This is a genomic window from Kribbella sp. NPDC058245 (assembly GCF_042882005.1).
GTDB lineage: Bacteria > Actinomycetota > Actinomycetes > Propionibacteriales > Kribbellaceae > Kribbella.
The window spans coordinates 200,038-226,000 of sequence record NZ_JBHVWY010000007.1; the positions used below are offsets into that span (position 1 = coordinate 200,038).

Consider the following 25,963-nt stretch of genomic DNA (forward strand, 5'->3'; position numbering starts at 1 on the left):
CCGGGTAGCGGACCTGTGCCACCGTCTAACCTCTCGTGCGGCGACTCGTGCGGGTGATGCTGAGCGTGAACTGTCCGAGCCGGGCAGAGTTAGACGGTGCCGGCGGTCCGCCCCGCCACCCGACCCCACCTCACCTCACGCCCTCCCCGCCGCATCCCTCTGCCCCGGTGAGCACGGTGGGTTCAGTCGCCGTGCAGAGTTGGACGGTGCTGGCGGTCCGCCCCTGCCACCCCACGCCCTCCCGCCGCATCCTTCTGCCCCCTGGAGCACGGTGGGTTCAGTCGCGGTGCAGAGACAGCCGTCCGACGTCGAGTGGAAGGAGATTGCCGCCAGAAATCGATGTCCAGCCGCACGGTGCGTTCAGTCGTCGACATCCTCGCCACATTTGCCGATCACATCGCCCGAGAGCCTGCGATCCGACGCAATCCGCCGGTCCGACAACGCGCGAACCACCCACACCTACGTCACAAGAGCCGAAATTTCGAGCGGAGGGGAGAAGGGACAACTTGAAGGGACCTCCCCTCAAATTGCTCCCGGTGGACTGCGGCCCCTTCGACACGGGCTGAGCACCCGCACGGCGTGAAGCGATGGGCCCTCGATCCCCTGCAAGCCGGGCGTCTGTGGGAACTGTCCCACCGCCTGGTCAGCTGATGGCGTCGGCTTGAGCGTTGCGGTCGGCGGACGACCAGGCGTCGTCGGTGAAGACGCCGGCCGCGTCACGCGGTCCGAAGAAGACCGCCTTGGCGCGCTGGTCACCGGCGAGCCAGTAGCGGAACCACGCCGTACCGACGCCGATCAGGTGTGTGCGAGTCTCGCCGGGGAAGAAATGGTCGGAACCCTTGAGCTCGGCGAAGACGGCCGGGTAGGTCTTGGCCGTCGAGTAGCGCGCCGGCACGTAGGGCGACGGGACGATGTAGTCGAGCTGGCCGGCAATGAAGAGGCTCGGACCGCGCAGCGCGGGGACCGACCCTTGGGGTCCGGGCTGGACCGGGAGCGTCACCTTCACCATCGGGTCGGCGCCGGCGGCGATCGTTCCACCTCCGCCTTGGGAGTGTCCGGCGGCGCCGATGTTCGCGGTGTCGATCCGGTCGTGGAAGATGCTTCCGGTCCGTGTGTTCTCGGCGATCAGGTACTTGCCGCCAGCAAGGATCTCGCGCCCGCTACCGGACTGGCCGGTGTTCGCGGCGGCCACCACGAAGCCCCAGGACGCGAGGTGGCGGAGGAACTCGTCGTACTGGTCGACGGTCGCCCCCGTCCCGTTGCCCCAAAGCACGACCGGATGTTTGGCCGTGTCGGTCGTGAGATCGCTGGGGTAGTAGAGCGTGTGGTCGGGATCGCCGGGCGCCTTGGTCACCTGGTGGGGGCCCGGCTGCTCGTAGTACCGGTCGGCCACTGTCGTCGCCGAGGCTGGTTGGACCGCCAGCGTGAGAAGCGTGGCGGCGAGAAGTGCTTTCAGTGCGAGGGCAACTCTGGGCATGCTGGAGCACCTTCCGAAGTGTCGGGGCGGACACGACGATTCTCCAGCTTGCTTCGGGGCGAGCGCTTTGGGCTGCGAGGCAAACTTTGGGCCCGCGTTTTGTGACCCCTCACAGGCGACTCAGCGTGTGTGCTGCGCGGCCAGGCGGAGGAACTTGCGGCGGGAGCCCGGGGGCTTGGGGAGTACGCCGGCGGCTGCGTCGGCGAGGAGGGCGTCGATGGTTTGCTTGGCGCAGGTGCGGTTGGTGCCGATGCCGCCGGAGGGGCCGCGTTTGATCCAGCCGACGACATACGTGCCAGGGCTGACTCGGCCGGACTCATTGGGTACGACGCCAGCCGCGTCGTCGAACGGCAGACCCGGGATCGCCGTACCGCGGTAGCCGACAGAGCGGATGAACAGTTCGGTGTCGAGTTCGAGCCCGTCGGCCGTGCGCACAGACTGCACTCGGTCGTCGCCGGTGAGCTCGACCGCAGACGTGTAGAAGCGGAGGACGATGCGCCGGCCGGGCTTGGGTTCGGCCTCCCAGTCGATCGCCTCGAACGCCACGTCCCGCAGCGCCGCTGCCTTGGCGTTGCCAACAGCAACCTCTACGTCGGCTCGGGTTCGAGGGTCGTGGTCGTCGACGACCAGGTCTACGCCGGCTAGGTGTTGGAGTTCGAGGAGTTCGGAGAGGCTGTACGCCGCCTCGGCGGGACCGCGGCGGGCGAAGAGAACGACCTCGCGGTTCTCGTGGGTTTCCAGTGCGGAGAGCGCTCTCGGGGCGATCTCGGTGTTTCTCAGCGTGCTGGGATCGCTGGTGAGAATGCGCGCTACGTCCAGCGCCACGTTGCCGGTGCCGGCGATGACGACTCGGCCGGGCGGGAGGGCGACAGCGTCGGCGGTGAGCTCGGGATGGCCGTTGTACCAGCCGACGAAGCGACGGGCGGGGATGCTGCCGGAGAGATCCTCACCAGGGATCCCGAGAGCGCGGTCGTTGGCGCTGCCGACGGCGTAGATGACTGCGTTGTGGTGGCGCAGCAAGTCCTCGTGGGTCAGGTCGCGACCGATCTCCACGCCGAGGACTGTGCGAGTACGCGGGTGGTCGTGGAAGCGGGTGAACCGGTCGGCGACCTTGCGGGTGGCGAGGTGGTCGGGGGCGACGCCGTACCGGAGGAGGCCGCCGGGGGAGGAAAGGCGGTCGATCAGGGTGACCTCGGCGTCGGTGTGCAGGAGGAGGTCTTCGGCGGCGTACGTGCCGGCCGGGCCGGTGCCGACGATTGCTACGCGCAACGGTATCCGGGCCGAAGGCAACGGGCGCGGCGGTTCGGGCTGGTCCCAGAGGTGGAAGTTCGGCGCCGGATCCGTCGCCGGCGGGATGTCCTCGAAGTACGCAGCGTTGATCGCGGCGTACTGCTGCAGCGGGCCGGTCAGCGTCTCGATCGGGTGGATCGCATCTGCCGGGCACGCGTCGGAGCAGGCCCCGCACGAGATGCAGGTGTTCGGATCGACGTACAGCATCTCGGTGCTGCCGAACGCGCGCTCTTGGGGTGTGGGGTGGATGCAGTTGACCGGGCAGACCGATACGCAGCTCGCATCGCTGCAGCAGGACTGCGTGATCGCGTAGGGCATCGGGATCTCAGATCAGGTGCGCGCGACGGTAGATGGCGACCGCGGGCCGCGTGAGCAGACCGACCGAGGACAGGAACTCCATCAGCCCGGCACAGCTCGACCGCAGCATCGACTTGTAGTGCTCGTTCGCCCGAGCTTCACGCAGAGAGCGCTCTACGTCGAGTCCCGCCGCGGCGTACACCGAGCCGTTCACCATGCTTTTGATGATGAAGTAGGCCGCGGCCGCGACGATCACACTGCTCTTCAGCCGCCGGACCGAACCCGCCTGCGCAAGCTGCTCGCGGACCTCTTCACGCGCGAACTTCATGTGCCGGGATTCCTCGACCACGTGGATGTTGCTGATCGTGCGCACGAACGGGACGATCCGCTCGTCGCGCATCCAGTCCCGCTGCATCACGTCGGTGACTTCCTCGGCGACGAGGATCGCGGCGTACGCGGTCTCGGCCGAGGCAAGGGTCTTGAAGGCACGACCCAGCTCGATCACGTGCCGGCGCGGGCGGTAGGCCGGAGCCTCGAGCTTCGCGGCGCCGCGGGCGAACATGATGGAGTGCCGGCATTCGTCGGCGATCTCGGTCAGCGCCCACTGGAAGTCCGGATCGGTCGGGTCCTTGGCGTAGAAGTCGCGCAGCATCATCTGCTGCAGGATCATCTCGAACCAGATCCCGGTGCTCGCGACCGACGCGGCCTCCTGCCGGGTGAGCGCTCTCTGGCGATCTTCACCCATCTCGTGCCAGTACGCCGTCCCGTACAGCGTGCTCCACTCGGGCGTGAGCCCGTGCAGGCTGCGGTCGAGCGGCGTGTCCCAGTCGACCTCGACGGCGGGGTCGTACGACGACGTCTCCGCCGAGCGCAGGAGTTGGGCGGTCACGCCGTGCGGCGCAGTTCCGGAGTCCGTCGCAGTCATGGTCGTCTCCGTTCCGTTCGGATATGCCATCTCTGATGTTACATCGCCAATGGCAGATGTCTAGAGGGGTCGGTACGGCGGGAGCGGATACGGTGGGTGAGTGGGTAAGCGCTGGTGGGTCGTGATCGCTGGGGTGCTCGTCGTCGGCGTCTGGAGTGCCCGGCACAACGACGAACCGAAGGCGGCTCCGGAAGCGGCCGTGTCGACCAAGGCCAAGCCCACCCCCAAGCCCACACCCACTCCGGCAGCGCCCACCAAGCCGTCGCCCACCAAGCAGCCGGAGAAGTCGGTGGGGAACTGGTACGACGACTACGATCCGGCCCACTTCGCCGTACAGGTCCGGAAGTCGGCCAAGCAGGCCGGCGTCAACCCGCAGTTGCTGATGGCGATCCTCTACAACGAGGACTACAAGCCACACACTCCTGAGTTCGAGCGCTCCTGGCAGCGGATGAAGCCGGACGCCTCCTTCGGCATCGCGAACATGCACCGCGCTGCCTTCAACGAGACCAAGCGCGGCCGCTTCGCCAACCGCCAGTGGGAAGAGCTCCCCGACCACCCCGACCTCGCGATCCAGGCAGCCGCCTGGCACCTCCACGACCTGGCCAACCGCCTGCCGGCCAACCGCTCCTCCAAGCTCACCAAGGACGAACTCCTAGCCCTCGGCTACAACGCCGGCGCCGGGAACATGCGCGCCTTCGCCCGCGGCGCCCACCTCGGCTCCCAAGTCCAGTCCTACCTGGACCGCCTGCACACCAACTGGTCCAAGTCCGGTACGGCGGTCAGCTAGTCGTCGGCAGCAGCTGGGTGGTGTCGCCGGGGCGGGTGAGGGTGAGGAGGGCGCGCTCGATCTCGGGCCGGGCGTTGAGGGCGTCCTCGATGATGTTGATGCGCGTCGCGACATCGGATTCGGGGGCGTTGCCGGTGAGGTCGACGGCGGCGACCAGGAAGATCTTGTCGGCGCCGACCCACTCCATGTGCAGGAAGCTGACGGTTTCGATCTCCTCGTGTTCGAGGAGCGCGTTCAGGGCTCGGTTGTGAGCGACAGGGCTGACAGTTTCGCCGGTGAGGAAGTCCATGTTGCGGCTGATCAGGAAGAGCGCGACGAAGCCGAGCAGGAGGCCGACGACGATGGAGCCGATGGCGTCCCAGGCAGCGTTGCCGGTGAGTTGGTGCAGGGCGATGCCGAGTGCGGCGACGACGATGCCGATCAGAGCGACGAGGTCTTCGACGAAGACGGCTCGCAGGATCGGGTTGGACGTGGTCTTGACGTAGTGCAGCGGTCGCACGTGGCGCAGTGAGGCGGCCGAGCGGGTCTGGCGCAGGGCCTGCATGAAGGAGATGCTTTCGAGGACGAACGAGATGCCCAGTACGGCGTACGCCCAGGTGTACGACGCCTCGGCCGGCTCGCCTTCGCGGAGCGCCTGGATGCCGTGCCACACCGACACCGCGGCGCCGACGGCGAAGAGGCCGAAGGCGGCGAACATCGACCAGATGTAGCCGACCCGGCCGTAGCCGAGCGGATGGCTGGCGTCGGCGGGCTTGGCGGCGCGGCGTTCGCCGATCAGGAGGAAGACCTCGTTGCCGGCGTCGGCCCAGGAGTGGGCGGCCTCGGCGACCATCGACGCGGAGGCGGTGATCACCGCCACGATGGTCTTCGCGAGGGCGATCAGGATGTTCGCGGTCAGGGCGACGACCACGGTGAGAAGGCTCTCGCCGCCGTTCGCCTCGGACTTGTCTGCCTGCGTGCTGCTCACGGGGTCGACAGTAGACCGGACACGCCGCGCGACCGCGCCCGACTCGGCGACAGTTCCTAGACTCGGGAGTGCCGTTGGAGTCCCGGGAGGCGCCGATGACCGCTGAACCACGTCTCTCGGACGATCGCTCCGAGGTGGCACGCATCTTGTTCGAGCTCGCCGTACCGGGGTTACTGCAGGACGTGGCGGGGCCGGTCGAGGATCAGCGGATCGAGTACCGCGAGGAAGCGGTTGCTCGCGTTCTCGGTGGGCGGCTCAGCGCCGCGCAACTCGAGTACGTGACCAAGGCGATGTCCCCGTGCCCGCCGTACCTGGTCACCTCGGCGACGCACCGGATCACCTGGCGCGACAGTCGCGGCATCGTGAACGTCGCCCACACCGGCCCGCTCGGCGCGGTCGTCCCGGTCGTGGCGCGTGAGGCGACGCTCGAGCTGTGGGCGCGGCTCGACGCCGACGCCGACCTGGAGCGCCGTACGGCGGAACTCCCGGAGAGCGCGATCAAGTTGCTAGCGGCAATCACCACCGACCGCACCCCGGTGGAGATCTTCCGTACCGGCATCGACGCAGCCGCGAGAACCCTTGTCCAGCATGCATTCCTCGCCGGACAGACGCCGTACGGCGATGCTGCGCAGCTCGCGCGCGGGATCGGAGAGAGCGGTATCTTCGACGCTGTCGCGACCACCTGGTACTGGGGTCTGCAGGCCTCGACCTACCGCCGCGGGATGATCCCGGCCTCGCTCGTCACCTTCGCCGGCCGGGTGCGGTACTCGGTCGACACCGTGGTCGCCCTCCGCGCGATGAAAGACGCGCAGCTGGCACACGCCCAGGACGAGACCCTCGACCCGCTCCCGAGCACCGCGCAGTACAGCCAGCTCGCTCCCGGTCAACGACCGCGGTGCCTCGCTCGCAGTCCACAGGTGTACGACGAGGGCCGGACCAGCGTGCTCGCTCTCGTCGCCGACAGCTTCGTCGAGACCTTCGTCCACCTGCTCGACCACATCGAGGTCGCACCAGCGATCGTCGAGCACCCGCAGCCGGTCCCGGATACGTCGGCGGAGATCTTCGAAGTACCGGACATGACCTGCAGCCACTGCACGCGAACGATCACCAAGGTGCTCGGCGAACTCGGCGTGGAGCCGCCCGAGTTCGACCTGATCACCAAGAAGGTCGTCGCGGTGTTCCCGTCCGTGGAGATCCGGGAACGCGGGTTCGAGGCGATCCGGGCTCGCGGCTACACCGTCGTACCGGGATCGGACTAAACAGTGCGCAGGACCGAGACCACGACGCCGAGGATGGTCGCGTTGTCGCCGTCGATGACCTCGAAGGCGTCGTTGCGCGGCTCCAGGAAGACATGTCCGTTGCGGCGCTTGTAGACCTTGACGGTCGCTTCCTCGTCGATCATCGCGGCGACGATCTGGCCGGAGTGCGCCTCGTGCTGCTGGCGGATCACGACGATGTCGCCGTCGCAGATGGCCGCGTCGATCATCGACTCGCCGCGGACGCGCAGACCGAAGACGTTGCCGCGGCCGGTGAGCTCGCGCGGGAGCTGCATGACGTCGTCCAGGTGCTCGATCGCGGAGATCGGCGTACCGGCGGCGATGTCACCGACGACCGGGACCGAGACATTCGAGCCGTTGTCCTCGCGGCCCGCCGACTCGGGCAGGAACTTCCGGACGTCCATCGGGCGCGAGACCGACGAGCTGCGGTTCAGGAAGCCCTTGTCCTCGAGGCTCGCCAGATGCTTGGAGACCGAGGACGACGACCGCAGGCCGACCGCTTCACCGATCTGCCGGCTGCTCGGCGAGTACCCGTGCCGCTGCACCCAGTCGCGGATCACCACGAGGATGCGTTGCTGACGTTCGGGGAGTGCGTTCGCGTCGAGGTCGCCGAAAGGATCGTGATCAGTCACCGCGGAATCCTAGCGGAGTGTCGCGGCTAAATCTCGGCACTGGCGGCGCCCAGGCGGGCACCTCGCGGCGTTGGAGGGAAAGCCACGATGGAAAAGCATCGAGGCTTCCCCTCCGCCTTGCGATGCACCCACCTGGACACCGCCAGCACTCGAGCTTTAACCACGACACCCCGCTAGGCCGAACCGCCGGACCGATCGCCGACCGACCCACCCCTTTGCCCGAAAGCTTCTTGCGGTGAGGGGTGGCCTGACTGCCATCATGTAACGCATGACGGGATCGGGGGATCACCGGCTGGATCTGCACGTACTGGGACCGGTGGGTTTCACAGTGGGGGACGAGTCGCTCGAGGTCGGGCGCCGGATGGAGCGGACGCTGGCGGTCCGGCTCGCGTTGGCGCGCGGGCGGGTGGTGCCCGATGAGGCGATCGCCCGCGATCTCTGGGGCGACGAGGAGCTCGAACCCGAGCGGGTTGCCGAGCGCCTGCGCGTGCTGACGCATCGGCTGCGGAGAGCCTTGGGCGAGCACAGTTCCGCCGTACGGCGAGAAGGCGGCGGGTACGCGTTGGACGCGGGGATCCCAGACGCCGATGCACTCGACGAGGCGATGACACACTCGGCCGCATTACGTCGTACCGGCGAACCGAAGCGGGCGTTGGCGGTGATCACGGAGGCGTTGGCGAGGTGGCGCGGACCGGCGCTGGCCGATCTGCGCGACGTGCCGTTCGCTGCCATGGAGGCGGCCAAGTTCGACGAGCTGCAGCGTGAACTTCGTGTCCAGCGGGTCGAGCTCGAGCTGGACCTCGGCATCGACGTCACGGCCGATATCGAGCGCCTCGTGATGGACTACCCGCTCGATGAACGGCTCACCGGGCTCGCCGTGATCGCGCTGTACCGCGCCGGTCGTCAGGCCGACGCCCTCGAACGCATCCAGCGGCTGCGATCGAGACTCGCCGACGAACTGGGCGTCGACCCGTCGGTGGCGACCACTGAACTGGAGCTGCAGATCCTCCGCCAGGATCCGACGTTGCAGGCTCACGAAGCACCCCGGCCGAGCCGATTGCCCGACCTGAACTGGCTGACCCCACGCGACAACTTCGTCGGGCGCGACGCGGATGTCCACGCTCTCGTCGACGAACTCGACCGGCCGGGGCTGGTCTCGATCGTCGGCGGTCCGGGCGCGGGGAAGACCTTGCTCGCCCGCGAGGTGGCGATCGCCGTACGGCGGGGAAACCGTCCGATCGCGTGGTGCGATCTGGCGCCGTTGTCGACGGGGTCAGCGGTCGCGCCTGCGCTGGCGGCCGCGCTCGGTGTAGACCCCGGTGTTGGGGATCCGCTGCCCGAGTGTGCTGACCGACTGACCGGTGCGTTGCTGGTTCTCGACAACGCGGAGCATCTCGTCGACAGCGTCGCCGAGCTGGTCAGATCCCTGCAGTGGAAGGCGGAACGGCTCTCGATCCTGGTCACCTCACAGCGGCCGTTGCGGCTGCGCGCCGAGCACACACACCAACTGGACGCGCTCGAGCCGGAGGCCGCGGCGGAGCTGTTCCGCCTGCGCTGCCGATCCGAGGAACTGCTGCCGGGCGATCTGCGAGTGGCTGAGATCTGCGCCGCCGTCGACCACTTGCCGCTCGGTATCGAGCTCGCCGCCGGTCTGGTCCGAACCCTCACCCTCGATCAGCTGGCCGCCCGGATTCATCAGCGGACCCGACTGCTGGTCGCGGGCAACCGGGACTCCGGCGCCCGGCACTCGAGCCTGCGCGCGGCGATCGATTGGAGCCATACGCTGCTCGACCCGCCGGCTCGTACGGTGCTGAACCGGCTGGCGGTCTTCGCCGGTGGGTGCACCCTGGACGCGGCCGAACAAGTTGCTGGTGGCAACGGTATCGAGGTCGCGGACATCCCCGTGCTCCTCGCCGACCTGCACGAACGCTCGCTGCTCACGGTCTCCGTCGGCGAAGGCGGCCGGCGGTACCAGCTGCTCGAGTCGATCCGTGACTACGCCCTGGACCGGCTCGGCCACGACGAAGACGCCGTACGGCGGGTGCATGCGCGCTGGTGCGCTGACCTGGCCGGGCGCACCGAGCGGTACGGCGGTGCCGACCACGCTGATCTGGATCGTGAACTCCGGCTGGAGGAAGCGAACCTCTGGGCGGCAATCGAGTTCGCCCTCGATGACGATCCGCCGCTCGTTCTGCAGATCGTCACGCCGACCTGGTGGTACTGGTGGAGCCACGGCTCGATCGACACCGCTCGCGACTGGCTGCGGCGCGCGCTCGCGGCCGCGGATCCCGAGCCGACCCTCGAACGGGCCTCGTCGATTCGCGTCGCCGCCTCGTTGACCCGCAACAGCGGACAGCTCCGGGAAGGGCGCGTCCTCGGTGAGCAGGCGCTGCAGATGTTCCGCGAGCTGGGAGACGAACGCGGGTACGGCGCCTCACTCGTCGGGCTGGCGATCACCAGCGTCGCGGTTCGCGACTACGAGCAGGCGCTCAAGGAAGCCTCCGAGGCCGCTGGGATTTTCCGGGCCCTGGACAATCAGCGGCTCCTCGGTACGGCGGAGAACGTGGTCGCCTCCGCCCTGCGTGGACTCGGCCGCACCGAGGAAGCCGGTGAACTGTTCGAGACGGTCTGCGAGCTGTGGCGGTCGCAGGAGGACCTGCGCGGGCTGGCCGCGACCCTGTGCAACCTGGCGCTCGTTCGCCATCAACTGCAGGACTACGCCGGAGCTCGCGCGGACGCCCTGCAGGCCTTGCGGATCTACCAGGACATCAACCTCGCCGAAGGCATTATCGACGCGATCGACCTGATCGGCGGGGTGGAGCTGGCCGAAGGTAACCCGGCGGCTGCCCTACGACTACTGACAGTGGGTCGCCTGGAGCGGATCCGGATCGGAGCACCGCAGATCATCCCGGATGAGCTCGATGCTCGTGAAGGTGCCGAGGCGGAGGCTCGGCGGCAGCTCGGGACGGCGGCGACCGCGGTCGCCGCCGACGCCCGCGTCGTACCGCTGAGCGTGATCGCCCGCGAGCTGGCGATTGCCACTTAGTGCAATCGCGGCCCACCGAGGCTTGGTGAGCGATAGTCTCCGAGCATCGAGTCGAGTGCCGGATGCTCTTCGACAGCGGCGTGCAGACGTGGCTTGACTTGGGGGAAGAACGTCTTGGGCCTGGGGGGCTCCGCACTAGCCTCCGCCCGCTGCCTTGTCAGTGAGATGTGAGGAGCTGTTGTGAGGTTGTTCAGACCCGGGGTGGTCGCACTCGCCCTCGGACTGGTCGCCGGTATCGCCGCCGCCGGCCCGGCCGCCGCAGGGGAGACCCACACGGTCTCGTACCGCGGTTACCAGGTGACCGTCCCGTCGGACTGGCCGGTGGTCGACCTGGCCGCCGATCCGACCGCTTGCGTCCGTTTCGACCGCCCGGCTGTCTACCTGGGCCGCAGTACGGCGCAGGCGAACTGCCCGGCGGACCCCGTCGGCCGCAGCCAGGGGCTCGTCCTCGAACCGCTGGTCACAGCGACCCCGTCCAGCCCGGGTCTGCTCCGCCGGGTCGTCCAGGACGCCGGCGTACTGGCGACGGCCTATTACGAACCAGGCGCGGAGCCTGCTGCGGCTGAGGTTCTCGCGACCGGTCGTGTCGTGTCGAAGTCGCGGGTCGCGCAGGTCGCTCAGCCGGCCGCGGTCACGCCGTCGGTAGTTGCCACCGGCAACCTGACTGGTGAGGCGTTCGACACCTGTACGGCGCCACCGCAGGCGACGATGGATGCCTGGCAGCCGTCGTACAAGGCGATCGGTGTCTACATCAGCGGCGCTGTCCGGAAGTGTGATCAGCCGAACCTGACGCCGGACTGGGTGACCACGAACGCGGGCAAGGGCTGGCAGTTCCTGCTGATCGACGTCGGCCTGCAGGCGCCGTGCTCGACCTTCAGCGCCGAGAAGAAGATGTCGGCCGTTGCGGCGACGGCGCTGGGCCAGGGCAAGGCCGCCGCGGCCGCGGCAGTGACGTCCGCGCAGGCGCTCGGGTTCGCCCAGCGGAGCGCGATCTACAGCGACATCGAGCACTACACCTCGACGGCCGCCTGCAAGGCCGCAGTGCTGTCGTATGTGAGCGGCTGGACGCAGGAACTGCACGCTCGTGGCTACCAGGGCGGCGTCTACGGCTCTGCCAGCTCCGTCGGTGCCGATTTCGCCAGCGCCTTCACGAGTACGGCGTATACCCGGCCGGACAATCTGTGGTTCGCCCACTGGGGCTCGACGCCGATCGGCACCAGCCGGTTCGTGCCGGCCACCACCTGGACCAATCACGAGCGCATCCACCAGTACGCCGGTGATGTCTCCGAGACGCACGGCGACGTGACACTACAGATCGACCGAACCACGTGGACCTGACCGCACCGCCGCCACCGGTGACGAACTTCTCGGTCACTGGTGGATCGTCCACTGCGACCTTGCGCTGGACGAAGCCGGCGGGCGTCACGCTCGGCCAGATCATGATCCGCACGGCTGTCGGCTCCACGCCGCCGCCGTTGGTCACCTCGGGCACGTCGGTCTACAGCGGGACCGCGAGTCTGTACACGATGACGCGGCTGGCGAACTCGGCCAGCTACGCGTTCCGTACGTGGGTGAAGGACAGCACGGGCAAGGTCAGCCCGGGCGCCGACGTACTCTTGGTCGGCACGAAGGCGACCGTGACGGCGAGCGGAGCTTGGATCACGTACGGCGGCTCGGTCACGGTGTCGACGACGGTGACCAAGCTGGACGGTAGTCCGTTGGCCGGGGCTCCGATCGTCCTCTACGCGAAGGCGAAGAACGCGACGGCGTATGCGGCGGTAGCGACCGTGACGTCGAATGCGAACGGGGTCGCGACGTCGGTGCAGAAGCCGGGTGCCTCCACGCAGTACCAGTGGGGCTACAACGGCGCCGTTGGTCTGCTCGGGACGAAGAGCGCGGTTGCGCTGGTCGAGGTCCGGCCGGGCATCTCGTCGTACCTGACTCCGGCTGCGATCAAGCTGGGGGCGTCGAGCAACTTCTACGGCTACCTCACGCCGGCGCACCAGGGCACCAAGGCCTACCTGCAGCGGAAGTCGGGGACGAGTTGGGCCGCGGCCGGCACTGGCGTGCTGACTGCCAACGGCAAGTACTCGTTCGTCGTCAAGCCGGCGGCTAAGGGCACGTACACGTACCGCGTGGTCTGGCTGGCGGATGCGGATCACCAGGGCACGCAGACGCCCTCGAAGGTTCTGACCGTCAGTTGATCGTCCGCCATTTGATCGCGAAGGGCGATTGCTTCGATCGGAAGCAATCGCTTTTCGCGACCTCCTGAGAGCCGTAGCGTCTCACTCATGACGACAGAAGAGCTGTTCCAGGTCAACGGAGTGACGCTGTGCGCCGAGACGTTCGGCGACCCGGCTCACCCGGCCGTGCTGCTGATCCACGGCGCCTCGGCGTCGATGCTCTGGTGGGAGACCGCCTTCTGCACGACGCTCGCCGAGCACGGCCGCTACGTGATCCGCTACGACCAGCGCGACACCGGCCGCTCGACCACCTATCCGGTGGGAGAACCGCCGTACGCGATGAGCGACCTGGCTGCTGACGCGGTGGGTCTGCTCGACGCACTCGGCATCGAACGTGCACACGTGGTGGCGCAGTCGATGAACGGCGGCACTGGTCTGATCATCGGCGTCGACTACGCATCGCGCATTGCGTCGCTGACCTTCGTCTCGACGACTACCGGGGACGACGACCTGCCGCCGCCCTCCGGCGACCTTCCGCAGTTGAGTACGCCGGACTTCGCCGACACGGACGCGGTCGTGGAGTACGTGGTTCGCTCGATGGAGGCGGAATCAGCAGGAGTCTTTGACGAGAAGGCGGCAGAGGCGTTGGTCCGGGCGGACGTGGCCCGGGCGACCAACTTCGAGGCGTCGCTCACGAACCCCTTTGCGATGACCTTCGACGGGCCGAAGGGTGGCGGGTTCGGTGACCTGACCATGCCGGTGCTCGTCGTGCACGGGGACAAGGACCCGTACTTCTCGCTACCGCATGCGGAGGCGATCCGGGACGCCGTACCGGCTGGGGAGCTGGTGGTGATCCGGGGTGCCGGGCATGGAATCCCGGAACCGTTGTGGGACGAGTTCGTGACCACGCTGGCCTCGCATACGGCGGTGCGCTGATGAGGGCCGCGGTGTGGTTGCCGTTGTTTGACGAACTGGCGGATCCGATCGTGGTCGCCCGACTGGCGGCAGCAGCCGAGGGGGCCGGCTGGGATGGGTTCTTCGTCTGGGATCACCTCTTCTGGCGTGAGCCGGTCAAGGCAGTCGCCGACCCCTGGATCACGCTCGCCGCGATGGCGTGCGCGACCGAGCGGCTGCGGATCGGCCCGATGGTAACTCCCGTGGCGCGGCGCCGGCCGGTGCAACTGCTGAAGGAAGCCGCGACGCTGGATGTGTTGAGCCGCGGACGGTTGACGTTGGGCGTGGGGCTGGGCAGCGATCGGTTCGCGGGCGAGTATTCGCGGACTGGTGAGACTGTGGAGGATCGGGTCCGCGCTGAGCAGTTGGACGAGTCGCTAGGGATTCTTCGGGCCGGCTGGAGCGGTGAGCCGGTCGTGCATGAGGGGAAGCACTATCGCGTCGACGACGTGCGGTTCCTGCCGCGGCCGGCGCAGGGGCAGGTGCCGATCTGGGCGGCCGGGTTCCCGGGGACGCGCAAACCGATCCTTCGAGCAGCCCAGTACGACGGGTTCTTCCCGGTGAACCTGCAGACGGCCGACGAACTGGCAGTGGCGACGGATCGGCTGCGGGCGATCTTCGGCCAGGACGCGCTGCCGGAAGGATTCGATGTGGTGGTGGCGCTGGAGCCAGAGATGGACCCGCGGCCGTTTGAAGAGGCTGGCGCGACCTGGGGATTGACCGACGTCGATCCCGCGTCGCTGTCACTGGCCGACGTGCAGGCGATCATCGCGGCCGGGCCCCAGTGGTGAGAGCGGCGGTGAGTGTGCAGTGGTAGCTGCCCAGTGGTAGGCGATTGGCGCGCTTTAGTGGTTGAGGCGATCGAGCAGCGCGGTGAGCTGGGCGTCGGTCTGCTGCGGTGGGGGACCGAACGCGGCCAGGTGATCGAGGATCTGGGTGTAGGTCTCGACGTCGTCGCGTTTGTCGAGGTAGAGCGCGCTCGTCAGGTGCTCCAGGTAGACGACATCCGGAAGGTCTCGCTGCGGGAACCGCAGCAGGCTGAAGGCGCCGCCGGTCGCGGCGTGCCCGGGCTCGGCGAGCGGCATGATCTGCAAGGTGATGTTCGGCTGGTGCACCGCCTCGCGCAACGAGGTCAGTTGCTCCCGCAAGACCTCAGTGCCGCCGATCGGCCGCCGCAACGCCGCCTCCTCGACCACTGCCCACAACTTGAGCGGCGGATCGCGATCGAGCACCCGCTGCCGTCGCGTCCGCAGCGTGACGATCCGCTCGATCTCGTCCTTGTCCCGAGGAGCCCCGGCCGTCAGCCCGGCTACTGCACGCGCATACTCCGCTGTTTGCAGCAGCCCGGGCACGAACTGGATCTCGTAGGTCCGGATCAACTCAGCGGCCGCCTCCAGTCCGAGGTACGCGTCGAACCAGTCCGGCGTGACATCGCCGTACCGATGCCACCAGCCGCGACTGTTCGCCTCCCGCGCCAACTCGAGCAGGCGATCCCGCTCGCGCGCCTCAGTCACGCCGTACAGACTCAGCAGGTCCTCGACGTCCCGCTCCTTGAAGCCGACCCGCCCAAGCTCCAGCCTGCTGATCTTCGACTCCGACGCCCGAATCGCCCACCCCGCGTCGGTCCGGCTCACTCCCGCCCGCTCACGCAACCGCCGCAGATGACTGCCCAGCAGCATCCGCAAAGCCGTCGGCCCCACTACACCTTGCCCCGCCATACGGCTACTCTACATCATTATCGAACACATGTTCCCATCGACTTCTGCCATGATGGCTCTGCTGTGACCGACGAAGTTCAGGAGATGTTGTGATGCTGCTACTCACGTCCGGAGGCATCACCAACGCGAGCATTCGCGACGCGCTGGAAGATCTGCTGGGCAAGCCGATCTCCGAGTCCAACGCGCTCCTCGTCCCCACGGGGCACTGGGGCCACCCGATGCTGGGGCCCGCCACCGTGCGACGCACCGTCGCCGGCGAGCCTCCGTTCCTCCTGACGAGCCTCGGCTGGGCATCCGTGGGCGTCCTCGAGCTCACCGCCCTGCCCAGCATCGGCGAGGAACGCTGGGTTCCCTGGGTCCGAGAGGCCGACGTGCTCCTGGTCGACGGCGGCGACGCGACGTTCCTTTACCACTGGATGCAGGAGTCCGGCCTCTCGAAGGTCATCCCGTCGCTGACTGACACCGTTTGGGTCGGGCTCAGCGCCGGCAGCATGGTGTTGACCCCGCGCATCGGTGACAGCTTCGTCAACTGGCCCGCCGCACCGGACGACCGCGGCGTCGGGGTCGTCGACTTCTCCATCTACCCGCACCTAGACCACGAACTCATGCCCAACAACACCATGGCCGACGCGGAAAGCTGGGCCGCCGACCTAGCCGCCCCGGCCTACGCGATCGACGACGACACCGCCATCAAGGTGGTCGACGACACCGTCGAGATCATCTCCGAAGGCCACTGGAAAGCCTTCCCTGCTTAGCCCTCGCGGGGTTCGTTCATTCGGGCTCGGAGGACGTCGAACTCGCAGCCGGGGGAGTCGGGGTCGAAGCCGTGCTCGATGAGCCAGCGAGAGGCGCTGAGGCTGCGGAGAGACCACCAGGCGCGGACCACGTCGTGATCGATGCCGGGACCGTAGCCGACGGCGACCTCGGCCAGGCGATCCTCGTGTCCCAGGGTGAGGATGGCCAGGTCGAACATGGGGTCACCCTGGCTGGCCTCGGACCAGTCGATGATGCCGGTGACCTCGTCGTGGTCGTCGACGAAGACGTGGGTGATCTGCAGGTCTCCGTGGGTGAAGGCGGGGGACCAGGGGCGGAGCGCGGCCTGGGCGATCTCGCGGTTGTGGGTGACCAGGTCGGCGGGGAGAGCGCCGCTCGAGATGAGCCACTCGCATTCGATATCGAGGCGGGTGGTGATCTCGTCGAGAGTCCGCCGGCCGGTCCAGGGCGGAAGTGGGGCGTCGTGCAGTCTGCGGATGGCAGCGCCCGCTGCGGCCCACGCCGCTGGCGAGTGGGGTGACGGCACGCCGAGCACGCCGAGCGCCGTACCGGGGACTTTTGCGAGCGCGAGGGCGGGCGGTTGTCGCCAGAGGATCGTCGGGGTCGGGACCGGCGCGAGCGCCATCGCCTCGACCTCGATGTCGAGGTTGCGCTGTTCGGAGTCGATCTTCACGAAGACCTCGCCGACGCGCAGCGTCACGCGTTCGCTATGGGCAACAACAACCTGAACCTCATCCACGTCGGCCATTGTCGCGGTGACAGCGACCGGCGTCACGGCAATTACGCCAAGGTCTTCAGGACGGCTGCGAGACTCAGCGGATCATGGCGGGCGATGTTGTGCCCAACGGCGATCTCGTGAACCTTCCAGTCGGGGTCGTTGCGCAGCCGCTCGGTCAGCTCCAGGAACGGGCTGCCCGGCCACACGCCGCCGCTGATATAGGTGCGCTGGTACGACGGGTTCGTGGTGCCGCGAAGCCTGACCGACTGGACGAAGCTCGGGAGGGGATGCGGCCGAGCGCGGGGGTCGAGCCCTTCGGGAACGGTCACCCAGCGGCCGTCGGTACGGGAGCCGGCGATAAACATCTCGCGGAAGGGGTCGCTGGTCAGGGACCAGCAGGAGTCGCCGTCCTCGGGGACGTAGGAGTCGATCACGACGAGATGCTCGAGGCGGTCGCCGAGCCGATCGGCGACCCCGGCGATCACCATCCCGGCGTAGCTGTGTCCGCACAACGCGATCGGCGTGTCGTCACTACTCTCGATGAGCTCGGCGACCTGATCGATGTGGTCATCGAGATTGGGCACGCGCTGGGGGTCGGCAGGACCGTCCGCCTCCAACCCGGCGAGTGTCACCGCCTCGACCTCATGGCCCGCGCTGCGAAGCTCCTTAGCGACCTCATCGAAGACCCAGCCACCCTGCCAACCGCCTGGAACCATCACGAATCTCACCGCGCCATCCTAGGCACGACCCCGGTCAACGCGCCCCGCAGCAAACTTTGCGTGGATCCACTCCCGTCGAAAAGCATCACAAATCCGGCCTGCCGCCATAACGTCCGAAGAGACGCCGGCCGGCGTCTCTTCGGACGTTGGGGGTTGTTGAACCGCGCCCCCCGATGCGGCCGAACCCCGGCCTGCCGCACGCTTTGCGTGGATCTGCTGCCACATAACGGCAGCCATCCTCCGCAAACCCGACGCAACCAACCCGCCGTCCCCAGCTCGCCGTAACGTCCGAAAAACCGGAGGCGGGCTCTCCGGTCGTTCGGACGTCACGGCGGGATGGTGGTTAACGTCCGAAAAACTGGAGGCGGGCTCTCCGGTCGTTCGGACGTTGTGGTGTGGGGGGTGGGGAGGGGCGGCGCTAGTCGAGGCGAGATTCGGCGAGCGTGAGCCAGTGTTCGACGTCGGCCGGCGTGAAGTGGCGGATCGCCCAATCGGTCATCCGCAGACTCATGTGCGCCCAGAGTGGGCGGAGGACATCCGGCGGCACCTCGTCAAGGATCGCGTCGAGCTGCGCGACAACGGCCGGGTCCTGCTGCTCGCTGTGCAGGCCGAAGCGCAAGGTGACGAGGTCGAGGCGATGGTCGCCACGGCCGGCGCCGTCCCAGTCGATGATGCCGGTGAGCCGGCCGTCGAGTGCGAGCAGGTTGCCGGGATGGAAGTCGACGTGGACGGCGTCATCCCCGGCGACCGGCCCGGGATGGGCGGTTCCGACGGCCGTGATCCAGTCGTCGAGGCGCGCCGTACGGGAGTTGTGTGACCTCAAGGGGCCGTGGAGGCAGAAGCCTGGGCCGTCAACGGTGAGGTAGAGGTCGAGGCTTGGGATCTCGAGCTCATCGATGAGCAGGCCGCGAAGGCTCTGGTTGAGGTCGAGTGCTTGGCCGAGGAGGTTCTGGTCGAGGGTTGCGATCGGTGCACCGGGCAACAGTTCCTGCACCGTCGCGACGGCGGATTCGAGCTGCACCGCCAGCTCGGTGCGCGGGACGGGGAGCCCGGCTCGCCGGGCCGCCTCGGATACGGCCAGCGGGCCGGCCTGGTAGTCCTTCACGTCAACTCCAGGCCGCCACTTCAGCACCGAGCGACGGCCGTCGTCCCAGCGCACGTAGGCGGCACCGACCTCGCCGCCGGAGCACAGCCCTTCGACTTCGAGCCGTACGCCGGTCCGATCCGCGACCTCCTGGACGACCGCGCCGACGTCGAGCCGCGCGACTCGGCTCCAGGTCGACGTCATGCTCCGACGCTATCCGATGGCGGACTTGAGGCTGGTCGGGGTGACGGCATCGGTGAGCAGTTGCTTGCCGTTCACGAAGACCGCGGGGGAGTGCTCGAGCGGGAACTTGTAGGAGGCATCGGTGACGCTGTTGAGCCAGGCGGCGTACGAGTTCGAGGTCAGCTCTGCGGCGAACTTGCCCTCGGGCACGCCGAGCTTGTCGCCGAGCTCGATGAGTTGGTGGTCGGTCCACGCCTTGGCGAAGTCGTCGTAGTACGCACGGAGGAAGCCGCGGCCCTTGCCGTTCGCGGCGGCCACCGCGAACAGGTGCGATACCTGTGGCCGTACCCCGTTCGAGTTGAGCGGCCAGTAGGTCACGGTCGCGGTGCCGTCCTGCAGCAGCGCGTCCAGTGTTTGGCCGTTCGCTTGCTCGAACTCCGCGGCGCCCAGGTCGTCGAAGTTCAGCCAGATGTCGATGGCCGCCTTCGCACCTGGCTTGCCGAACGTGATTCCCTTGCCCGCAGCTCCGGGGCCGGTGATCAGCGCGGGCTCCGGACCGGCCTCAACGTGAACCGGTGAGTGCTCGCGCCAGTAGCCGACGCCTCCGCCAGCGACGATCGCCAACACCAGCGTCACCACCACGACGCCAGCGGCTGGGACCCACGGCGCCCGTCCTCGCACGAGCGGAGCTGCTGGCCAGTTGACGGTGAACCAGAGCAAGGCCGCGCAGGCGATACCGAGCAGTGCGAAGGGGATCCCCTCGAGGGCGTAGCCGTACCGTCCTGAGCCCAGGATCGCGCCGACGGCCGCGATCGCGACGACAGGCACCAGGCCGAGCGGCCGTGGCCCTGCCTCCGGTTGGCTTGCGCTCGGCATCAGCCGGACGGCGACGGCGTACCAGAGGCAGGCGAGGAGGGTCGCGCCGAGCGCGTCACTGGCACGATGCCAGCCGAGGTTCTGGACGGCGGCCGCGATGAAGGCGAGCCAGAGGATGCCGACGGCAGCGACGTACCGGCGGGTCCGTGGACCGGAGACGAGGATCGCACCGCCGACGATGCCCGCCGTGATGGCGACGTGGCCGCTGGGGAAGCTGGTTTCGATCAGCCCTTGCGACGGGTCGGCGAAGTTGGGGCGCGGCAGGATGAAGCGGTTGAGGGCGAAGGTGGTCGCCGCGGTGGCGACGGGCACGAACACGCTCGCGGCGGCGAGCCACCAGCGTCGACGTACGAGCGCGGCCAGGGCGATCAGGACGACACCCACGACGAAGGTGAGCTCCTCGCCGCGGATCGGTGGCGGGCCGATCGAGTACTGGATCTCGCCGAGCCACGTGTCGCTGCTGTATCCCCGGAGCAGGGAGTCTTCGAAGGTCTGGCCGAACGGAGTACAGACCGCGAGCAGGTACAGCGCCACGAAGGCGAACACCAGCCCGATCGGCAACCGCATCCGCACGGCGAACTTCCTGGGCGGCAGGTCAGAGTTCACGACCGGAGCGTAGATCGCCCGTGTTACAGAACCGACTCAGTCGCGGAGGAACTCCGCTCGCCAGCGGGTGGCCGTGGGATCGCTGGGGCTGGGGGATTCATCGACCTCGATGAGCCGGAGGTCCGGGGCGGCGGCGAAGGACTCGATGGTTGCCCTGGTCAACGGCCAGGGCGGACCCTCGACCTCAGCATCAGGTTGACCTTCACGGCGGGCTGAGGCAATGACGACGAGCGTCCCGCCGGGGCCGACGAGCTCACCGACCCTCTGTACGGCGGTCGGCTGGAGGCTGATCGGTAAGGCCTGCACGGTGTAGATCTCGACGACGAGGTCGAACGCGTGGTGCCAGTCCGCCGGTTGGTTGAGGAGATCGGCGACGACGTACTGGGCCTGGGAGTCTGGATGGTTGCGCTGTGCGGTGTCGACGGCGGTGGGGGAGATGTCGAAGGCCGTGGTCTGGTAGCCGTGGTCGGCGACGAGCTCGGCGTCCCATCCGGTGCCCGCGCCGATGACGACCGCGGTCTTCCCGTTGCCGTTCGGCTCGGAGGCCTCGAACCATTCCGTCAGCAGCGGGTTGGCGGTGCCGCGGTCCCAGGGGACGACGGCCCGGCCTTCGGAGGCGGCGGAGTACAGGTCCTCGAACCAGCCGGTCGGGTCCTCACGGTCCAGGCCCGCGCGGGCGATCCGTCGTGTCTGCACATCCGGGTCTTCACTCATCCGGCTCACCTTCTCCGTCGGTTGCGTCGAAGCCCTCGTGGATCGCGCGCACTGTCTGCACCGTATCGACCTGATCGGGTGTCTTGTCCTCGCGGTAACGCAACACGCGGGCGAACCGCAGCGCCATCCCGGCCGGATAGCGTGGCGAGTTCTGCACGCCGTCGAACGCGATCTCCACCACGACCTCGGGCCGGAGGTACACGGTGTAGGAGTCCTGTCGCTCGGCCAGCTCCTGGAACCGCTCGGTCTGCCAGCGCAGCAACTCGTCGGTCAAACCCTTGAACGTCTTGCCGAGCATGACGAACTCGCCGGTCGTCTCGTCGCGTGCACCAAGGTGCAGGTTCGACAGCCAGCCGGTACGGCGGCCGTGGCCCCACTCGGCGGCAAGCACCAGCAGGTCGAGGGTGTGGGTCTGCTTTACCTTCACCCAGCCCGAGCCGCGCCGACCAGCTTCATACGGGACGGTCAGTGATTTCACCATCACGCCTTCGTGACCCCGCCGTACTGCTTCGGCGAAGAACTGCTGCCCTTCGTCGGCGTCCTTCGTCACCAGGCGCGGGATGCGACGCTCGGCGGGGATCAGCTTGCTCAGCCAGGCGTGCCGCTCGGCACCGTCGAGTCCGAGCAGGTCCTGCCCGTCCTGGTGCAGGATGTCGAAGAAGTACGGCGTGAGTGGCACCGACTCGGGTCCAGTCGCGGACCGAGTCGCCGTACGGGAGCCGGTCACCTGGAACGCCTCCGGTCGGCCGTCTGGTCGCAACGCGATCAGCTCGCCGTCGAGGACTACCTGCTGAGCATCGAGCGCTCGAGTCGCTGTCACCACCTCTGGCACGCGAGCCGTGATGTCGTCCAGTGTCCGCGTGTAGACGACGACGTCATCGCCGTGGCGGTGCACCTGGATCCGGATCCCGTCCAGCTTCCACTCGAGAGCGGCCGGCGTACCGGTCTTGGCAAAGGCCTCGGCCACTGTCGTCGCGGACTGCGCCAGCATCGGCTGCACGCCCTGACCGACCTGCAGCCCGAACTGCGCGAGCCCCGCCGCACCCTCGGTCAGTGCGGCGACCGCGACCGGAGCCGCCGATCCGCGCAACATGGTCGCGGCGCGGATCTTGTCGAGCGGGATCCCAGTTGCCCGCGCGACCGCGTCGGCCATCACGCCGTCCAGCGCGCCTTGCCTGAGCTCGCCACCCACGAGAAGCCGCAGAAACGTCTGCTCAGCCTCAGTCGCCAGACCGAAGAGCGCGTCGACCGCCTCCCGCCGCCGCGCCTGCGAGCCCGCGCCGGAGATCTCCGCGAGCTCAGCGAACGCCCGATCGACCGCCTCCACCGTGAGCGACGGCTCGGCCGCCGGAGCCGGCGCATCCATCAACGTCCGCCACCCGACCCCGGTACGACGTTGGCGCAGCTCGCCGGACAGGTACGTCACCACGATCGCGGTCTCGTCCGGCTCAGTGGCGCGGGACAGCAGCGCGGCGATGAACTCGGCCTTCTTCAGCCGCGACCGGGTCCCGGCCAGCGCCGCTGACGTCTCGACCACCTCGGTGAGCAACATGAACCCAGTCTTACCCACCCCACCGACAGTTTCAGGGCAGCGGCGGCAGATCGTCGAGGAAGGCGGTGGCGGGGGTGAAGAAGTTGGTGCCGGTGACGGCGGTGGAGAAGTCGAGGATGCGGTCGTGGTTGCCCTCGGGTTCGCCGATGAACATGCGGCGGAGCATCAGTTCGGTGGTGGCGGGGGACTTGGCGTAGCCGATGAAGTAGGTGCCGAACTCCTCGGTGCCGATCCGGCCGAACGGCATGTTGTCCCGGAGGATCTGCAACTCGTTGCCGTCGGCATCTTCGATGACGTTCAGGACGATATGCGCGTTGGACGGCTTGGCGTCGTCGTCCATTTCGATGTCGTCGAGTTTGGTCCGCCCGATGGCGAGTTCCTGCTGCTCGGTGGTGAGGGAGTTCCACGCCTTCATGTCGTGCATGTACTTCTGCACGATCACATAGCTGCCGCCGGCGAAGGCCGGGTCCTCGGCACCGATCAGTACGGCGTCCTCTGCCTCGCTGCCGGCCGGGTTCTCGGTACCGTCGACGAAGCCGAGCAGATCGCGCATCTCGAAGTACTTGAAGCCGTGGACCTCGTCGACGACCGTGGCGGCATCGCCCAGAATGTTCATGATCTGGCGAGCGAGCTCGAAGCACTGGTCGAGGTGACCGGCGCGGATGTGGAACAGCAGGTCGCCCGGCGTCGAGACCGCGTGATGGGTCGCGCCCTTGAGCTCGATGAACGGGTGCAGTTCCTTCGGCCGCGGACCGCTGAACAGCCGGTCCCACACGTCCGAGCCGATGCTCGTAACACACGACAAGCCGCCGGACGGGACCCGGAAGCCGACCGACCGCGTCAGCCCGCTGACTCGCTCGAGGAGGTCGCGCGCAGTCTCCTCGCCACCGTCCTCGATCCGTACGACGAGGAAGATGGCCGAGCCGGTCAGCGGTGTCAGCACCGACTGCGGCAACGCCCGCGTCGCTGCTGCCGGTCCCGGGGTTGGATCAGTCACCACAGCGCTCTCCTCCGACCTGAACCTGACCTGCCACAGGCCCATCCTTACAGCCGGGAACCGGACTACTGCGCTTGGGCCGATCTTCTAGAGTCCTTGCATGCACCCGCACTCAGGCGAGCCGCGCCCCGAGGACACGCCCCAGGCCCCGCCCGGGCAGTATCCACCGCCTCAGAGCTACCCGCCGCCGCAGGCATATCCACCTCCCCAGGGATATCCGCCGGTGCAGGGCTACCCACCTCCGCCGGGATACCCGCAGCAGCCCGCCTACCCGCCGCCGCCCCCGCCGTACCCGCCTGTCCAGGGCTACCCGGGATATCAGCAGCCACCCGGCTATCCGCCGTACCAGCAGCCTCCGGGTTACCCGGCGGGGCACCAGCAGCAGGTTTGGCCAGGGCCGCAGTGGCAGCCGGTGCCCAAGGGTCCGCGGATCGTGGCGGCTCCACCCGGTACGCCGTTCCACCGCCTCGCGCGGACACCGAAACATGCCGCGTGGCGTCCCGTGGTGGGGACCATGACGCTGGGCATCGCTGTCTTCTTCGCCTCGCTCCTCGTCTTCGGTATCTGGTATGGCATCCACATGCTCCTGGGTGGAGCGGAGCCGTCACTGAGCAGCGACGGCACCCAAATCTTCGGCAACCCCACCGAAGACCTCGCCCTGAACCTCGTCCTGCTGGGCGTGCTGACCCCGCTCGTTCCGCTGACTGCCTGGCTCGTCCAGCGTCGTCCGGCCTGGAGCGTGGCGTCTGTCCTGAACCGCATCCGCTGGCGCTGGCTGGCCTGGTGCTGCCTGCCGGCCATCGGGTACGTCGTTGTGAGCTTCGGCCTCGGACTGCTGGTCGACCAGGTCGTCCCGGGAGACGACGGTACGGCGGACAATGGTTCCTGGATCGGATTCGCCAAGTTCGTCGTACCGCTGTTGCTCGTCGTCTTCCTGGTCCCGTTCCAGGCGACTGCTGAGGAGTTCATCTTCCGCGGTTGGCTCATCCAGGCGATCGGTTCCTTCGGCCCCGACCGTGCAGAGGGCCGGGCCCGCTGGGTGCGAGTGCTGTTCCGCTCGCCCTGGCCGGGCATCGTGATCGGCGGAGCCGCGTTCGTCTCAGCCCACGGGTATACCGGCTGGGCCATGCTGGACATCTTTCTGTTCGCGGTCCTGGCCGGCTGGCTGACCGTGCGAACCGGGGGACTGGAGGCCGCGATCGCGCTGCACGTGCTGAACAACTTCTTCGCGTTCCTGCTACCGGCTGCTTTCGGTGGGCTGGACGACTGGGCCGACCAAGGCGGCGCGCCGTGGACGATCCTGCTGTCCGACATTCCGAGCCTCGCGTTCGTGCTGTTTACCGTGACCTGGTTGGCGAAACGGCAGCGGATCGCCAGGGTCAGCGAAAACCAGGAGCGAACTGTCGGAGCTGTCTGACAGGGTTGCCGGCGTGACGAAGACTGAGGCTGTTCTGTTCGACTGGGGTGGCACGCTGGCGACCTGGCACGACGTCGACCTGCGCGCGTTGTGGCGGTCGGTGGCGGTGCTGATCGACGAGGAGCGTGCCGATGAGGTGGCGAAGCGTCTGGTGGACGCCGAGCACTCGATCTGGATGCGCTCGCGCGATCATCACCTGAGCAGCACGCTCGAAGAGGTGTGTCTGCTCGCTCAGGTGGAGATGACCGAGGCCGCTCACGCGGAGTACGAGCGCGGCTGGCATCCGCACACGATCCTCGAGCCGGACGCACTGGAGACGCTGCGTGGGTTGCGGGAGCGCGGCCTCAAGATCGGCGTGCTGTCGAACACGATCTGGTCGCGGCGCCGGCACGAGGAGATCTTCGCCCGTGACGGCGTCCTGGAGCTGCTGGACGGCGCGGTGTACACGAGCGAGATCCCGTACACGAAACCGCACCAGGAGGCGTTCCTGGCGGCCATGAAGGCGGTCGGGGTCACTGACCCCGCGGCCTGCCTGTTCGTCGGCGACCGGCTCTTCGACGACGTCTGGGGCGCGCAGAACGTCGGCATGCGGGCGGCGCACATCCCGCACAGCGCGATCCCGGCCAGCCAGATCGGCCACACCGAGGGCACCCCGGACGCGACCGTGCACCGCCTGGCCGAGCTGCTGCCACTGCTCGACAGCTGGAACCAGGGCTAGGAACTAGACAGGGACAACTAGAAAGACCCCCGGGCCAGGAGGGTGGCTCGGG

At 68.1% G+C, this 25,963-nt stretch carries 23 protein-coding genes; 10 read left to right on the forward strand and 13 right to left on the reverse strand.

Translation table 11 applies throughout. The features are described 5' to 3' along the window. Window positions 1-643: 643 nt before the first annotated feature. From ACFVWG_RS18735 to ACFVWG_RS18745, 3 genes are all read right to left on the reverse strand, one after another. Entirely contained in the window at window positions 644-1,477 is an 834-nt protein-coding gene (locus ACFVWG_RS18735; RefSeq protein ID WP_391544562.1) for a hypothetical protein, read from the reverse strand. A 120-nt stretch (window positions 1,478-1,597) separates the two neighbouring features. Next, window positions 1,598-3,085, reverse strand: coding sequence for an FAD-dependent oxidoreductase (locus ACFVWG_RS18740; RefSeq protein WP_391544563.1), 1,488 nt, complete (start codon window positions 3,083-3,085; stop codon window positions 1,598-1,600). Window positions 3,086-3,092: 7 nt separating this feature from the next. Then, window positions 3,093-3,989 (reverse strand): diiron oxygenase, encoded by an 897-nt coding sequence (locus tag ACFVWG_RS18745; RefSeq protein WP_391544564.1) that lies wholly within the window; start codon window positions 3,987-3,989, stop codon window positions 3,093-3,095. 100 nt (window positions 3,990-4,089) lie between these two features. On the opposite strand from ACFVWG_RS18745, the gene ACFVWG_RS18750 reads away from it, so the two are divergent. Beyond that, entirely contained in the window at window positions 4,090-4,776 is a 687-nt protein-coding gene (locus ACFVWG_RS18750; RefSeq protein WP_391544565.1) for a transglycosylase SLT domain-containing protein, read from the forward strand. Here the strand turns inward: ACFVWG_RS18750 and ACFVWG_RS18755 are convergent. After that, entirely contained in the window at window positions 4,769-5,743 is a 975-nt protein-coding gene (locus ACFVWG_RS18755; RefSeq protein WP_391544566.1) for a cation diffusion facilitator family transporter, read from the reverse strand. The genes ACFVWG_RS18750 and ACFVWG_RS18755 overlap by 8 nt on opposite strands. 95 nt (window positions 5,744-5,838) lie before the next feature. Between ACFVWG_RS18755 and ACFVWG_RS18760 the strand changes: the two genes are divergently transcribed. Further along, complete coding sequence (locus ACFVWG_RS18760) at window positions 5,839-7,002, forward strand: heavy-metal-associated domain-containing protein (protein WP_391544567.1); 1,164 nt, start codon at window positions 5,839-5,841, stop codon at window positions 7,000-7,002. Here ACFVWG_RS18760 and lexA read toward each other — a convergent pair. Next, complete coding sequence (gene lexA / locus ACFVWG_RS18765) at window positions 6,999-7,652, reverse strand: transcriptional repressor LexA (protein ID WP_391544568.1); 654 nt, start codon at window positions 7,650-7,652, stop codon at window positions 6,999-7,001. The genes ACFVWG_RS18760 and lexA overlap by 4 nt on opposite strands. 268 nt (window positions 7,653-7,920) lie before the next feature. Here lexA and ACFVWG_RS18770 point away from each other — a divergent pair, with 268 nt between their 5' ends. The 5 genes from ACFVWG_RS18770 to ACFVWG_RS18790 all read left to right on the forward strand — a co-directional run bounded on the left by ACFVWG_RS18770 (window position 7,921) and on the right by ACFVWG_RS18790 (window position 14,626). Then, complete coding sequence (locus tag ACFVWG_RS18770; RefSeq protein WP_391544569.1) at window positions 7,921-10,698, forward strand: BTAD domain-containing putative transcriptional regulator; 2,778 nt, start codon at window positions 7,921-7,923, stop codon at window positions 10,696-10,698. Between the two features lie 180 nt (window positions 10,699-10,878). Further along, window positions 10,879-12,036, forward strand: coding sequence for a DUF1906 domain-containing protein (locus ACFVWG_RS18775; protein WP_391544570.1), 1,158 nt, complete (start codon window positions 10,879-10,881; stop codon window positions 12,034-12,036). Next, the gene (locus ACFVWG_RS18780; protein ID WP_391544571.1) at window positions 12,027-12,902 is read left to right on the forward strand and encodes a hypothetical protein; all 876 of its coding nucleotides are present in this window, start codon (window positions 12,027-12,029) and stop codon (window positions 12,900-12,902) included. Before ACFVWG_RS18775 ends, ACFVWG_RS18780 begins: the two co-directional genes overlap by 10 nt. Before the next feature lie 87 nt (window positions 12,903-12,989). Continuing rightward, entirely contained in the window at window positions 12,990-13,817 is an 828-nt protein-coding gene (locus tag ACFVWG_RS18785; RefSeq protein ID WP_391544572.1) for an alpha/beta fold hydrolase, read from the forward strand. After that, a complete protein-coding gene (locus ACFVWG_RS18790) occupies window positions 13,817-14,626 on the forward strand; it encodes an LLM class flavin-dependent oxidoreductase (RefSeq protein WP_391544573.1) in 810 nt (269 codons plus the stop codon). Before ACFVWG_RS18785 ends, ACFVWG_RS18790 begins: the two co-directional genes overlap by 1 nt. Window positions 14,627-14,680: 54 nt before the next feature. Here the strand turns inward: ACFVWG_RS18790 and ACFVWG_RS18795 are convergent, their stop codons facing one another. Beyond that, complete coding sequence (locus ACFVWG_RS18795; RefSeq protein ID WP_391544574.1) at window positions 14,681-15,553, reverse strand: helix-turn-helix domain-containing protein; 873 nt, start codon at window positions 15,551-15,553, stop codon at window positions 14,681-14,683. A gap of 92 nt (window positions 15,554-15,645) precedes the next feature. On the opposite strand from ACFVWG_RS18795, the gene ACFVWG_RS18800 reads away from it, so the two are divergent. After that, a complete protein-coding gene (locus ACFVWG_RS18800) occupies window positions 15,646-16,308 on the forward strand; it encodes a Type 1 glutamine amidotransferase-like domain-containing protein (protein WP_391544787.1) in 663 nt (220 codons plus the stop codon). On the opposite strand, the gene ACFVWG_RS18805 is transcribed toward ACFVWG_RS18800, so the two are convergent. From ACFVWG_RS18805 to ACFVWG_RS18835, 7 genes are all read right to left on the reverse strand, one after another. Then, complete coding sequence (locus ACFVWG_RS18805) at window positions 16,305-17,075, reverse strand: phosphotransferase family protein (RefSeq protein ID WP_391544788.1); 771 nt, start codon at window positions 17,073-17,075, stop codon at window positions 16,305-16,307. The genes ACFVWG_RS18800 and ACFVWG_RS18805 overlap by 4 nt on opposite strands. A 32-nt stretch (window positions 17,076-17,107) precedes the next feature. Continuing rightward, window positions 17,108-17,773, reverse strand: coding sequence for an alpha/beta fold hydrolase (locus ACFVWG_RS18810; RefSeq protein ID WP_391544575.1), 666 nt, complete (start codon window positions 17,771-17,773; stop codon window positions 17,108-17,110). Window positions 17,774-18,182: 409 nt separating this feature from the next. Beyond that, entirely contained in the window at window positions 18,183-19,052 is an 870-nt protein-coding gene (locus ACFVWG_RS18815; RefSeq protein WP_391544576.1) for a phosphotransferase, read from the reverse strand. A 9-nt stretch (window positions 19,053-19,061) separates the two neighbouring features. Further along, window positions 19,062-20,513, reverse strand: coding sequence for a phosphatase PAP2 family protein (locus tag ACFVWG_RS18820; RefSeq protein WP_391544577.1), 1,452 nt, complete (start codon window positions 20,511-20,513; stop codon window positions 19,062-19,064). A gap of 36 nt (window positions 20,514-20,549) precedes the next feature. Further along, on the reverse strand, window positions 20,550-21,227 hold the full coding sequence (locus tag ACFVWG_RS18825; protein ID WP_391544578.1) for a class I SAM-dependent methyltransferase: 678 nt from the start codon (window positions 21,225-21,227) through the stop codon (window positions 20,550-20,552). After that, window positions 21,220-22,779 carry an ATP-dependent DNA ligase gene (locus ACFVWG_RS18830; RefSeq protein WP_391544579.1) on the reverse strand — a complete coding sequence of 520 codons (1,560 nt, stop codon included), beginning with the start codon at window positions 22,777-22,779 and terminating at the stop codon, window positions 21,220-21,222. Before ACFVWG_RS18830 ends, ACFVWG_RS18825 begins: the two co-directional genes overlap by 8 nt. A 31-nt stretch (window positions 22,780-22,810) precedes the next feature. Further along, the gene (locus tag ACFVWG_RS18835; RefSeq protein WP_391544580.1) at window positions 22,811-23,776 is read right to left on the reverse strand and encodes a Dyp-type peroxidase; all 966 of its coding nucleotides are present in this window, start codon (window positions 23,774-23,776) and stop codon (window positions 22,811-22,813) included. Window positions 23,777-23,876: 100 nt separating this feature from the next. Here ACFVWG_RS18835 and ACFVWG_RS18840 point away from each other — a divergent pair, with 100 nt between their 5' ends. Further along, complete coding sequence (locus tag ACFVWG_RS18840) at window positions 23,877-25,193, forward strand: CPBP family intramembrane glutamic endopeptidase (RefSeq protein WP_391544581.1); 1,317 nt, start codon at window positions 23,877-23,879, stop codon at window positions 25,191-25,193. 13 nt (window positions 25,194-25,206) lie between these two features. After that, window positions 25,207-25,911, forward strand: coding sequence for an HAD family hydrolase (locus ACFVWG_RS18845; RefSeq protein ID WP_391544582.1), 705 nt, complete (start codon window positions 25,207-25,209; stop codon window positions 25,909-25,911). Window positions 25,912-25,963 lie beyond the last annotated feature (52 nt).

Bases quoted from the DNA above. Each gene is read 5' to 3' on its own strand.
- ACFVWG_RS18740 (WP_391544563.1), bottom strand. From the start codon at position 3,085: ATGCCCTACGCGATCACGCAGTCCTGCTGCAGCGATGCGAGCTGCGTA.
- ACFVWG_RS18735 (WP_391544562.1), bottom strand. From the start codon at position 1,477: ATGCCCAGAGTTGCCCTCGCACTGAAAGCACTTCTCGCCGCCACGCTT.
- ACFVWG_RS18790 (WP_391544573.1), top strand. From the start codon at position 13,817: ATGAGGGCCGCGGTGTGGTTGCCGTTGTTTGACGAACTGGCGGATCCG.
- ACFVWG_RS18805 (WP_391544788.1), bottom strand. From the start codon at position 17,075: ATGGCCGACGTGGATGAGGTTCAGGTTGTTGTTGCCCATAGCGAACGC.
- ACFVWG_RS18745 (WP_391544564.1), bottom strand. From the start codon at position 3,989: ATGACTGCGACGGACTCCGGAACTGCGCCGCACGGCGTGACCGCCCAA.
- ACFVWG_RS18760 (WP_391544567.1), top strand. From the start codon at position 5,839: ATGACCGCTGAACCACGTCTCTCGGACGATCGCTCCGAGGTGGCACGC.
- ACFVWG_RS18825 (WP_391544578.1), bottom strand. From the start codon at position 21,227: ATGAGTGAAGACCCGGATGTGCAGACACGACGGATCGCCCGCGCGGGC.
- ACFVWG_RS18830 (WP_391544579.1), bottom strand. From the start codon at position 22,779: ATGTTGCTCACCGAGGTGGTCGAGACGTCAGCGGCGCTGGCCGGGACC.
- ACFVWG_RS18795 (WP_391544574.1), bottom strand. From the start codon at position 15,553: ATGGCGGGGCAAGGTGTAGTGGGGCCGACGGCTTTGCGGATGCTGCTG.
- ACFVWG_RS18840 (WP_391544581.1), top strand. From the start codon at position 23,877: ATGCACCCGCACTCAGGCGAGCCGCGCCCCGAGGACACGCCCCAGGCC.
- ACFVWG_RS18785 (WP_391544572.1), top strand. From the start codon at position 12,990: ATGACGACAGAAGAGCTGTTCCAGGTCAACGGAGTGACGCTGTGCGCC.
- ACFVWG_RS18800 (WP_391544787.1), top strand. From the start codon at position 15,646: ATGCTGCTACTCACGTCCGGAGGCATCACCAACGCGAGCATTCGCGAC.
- ACFVWG_RS18815 (WP_391544576.1), bottom strand. From the start codon at position 19,052: ATGACGTCGACCTGGAGCCGAGTCGCGCGGCTCGACGTCGGCGCGGTC.
- ACFVWG_RS18770 (WP_391544569.1), top strand. From the start codon at position 7,921: ATGACGGGATCGGGGGATCACCGGCTGGATCTGCACGTACTGGGACCG.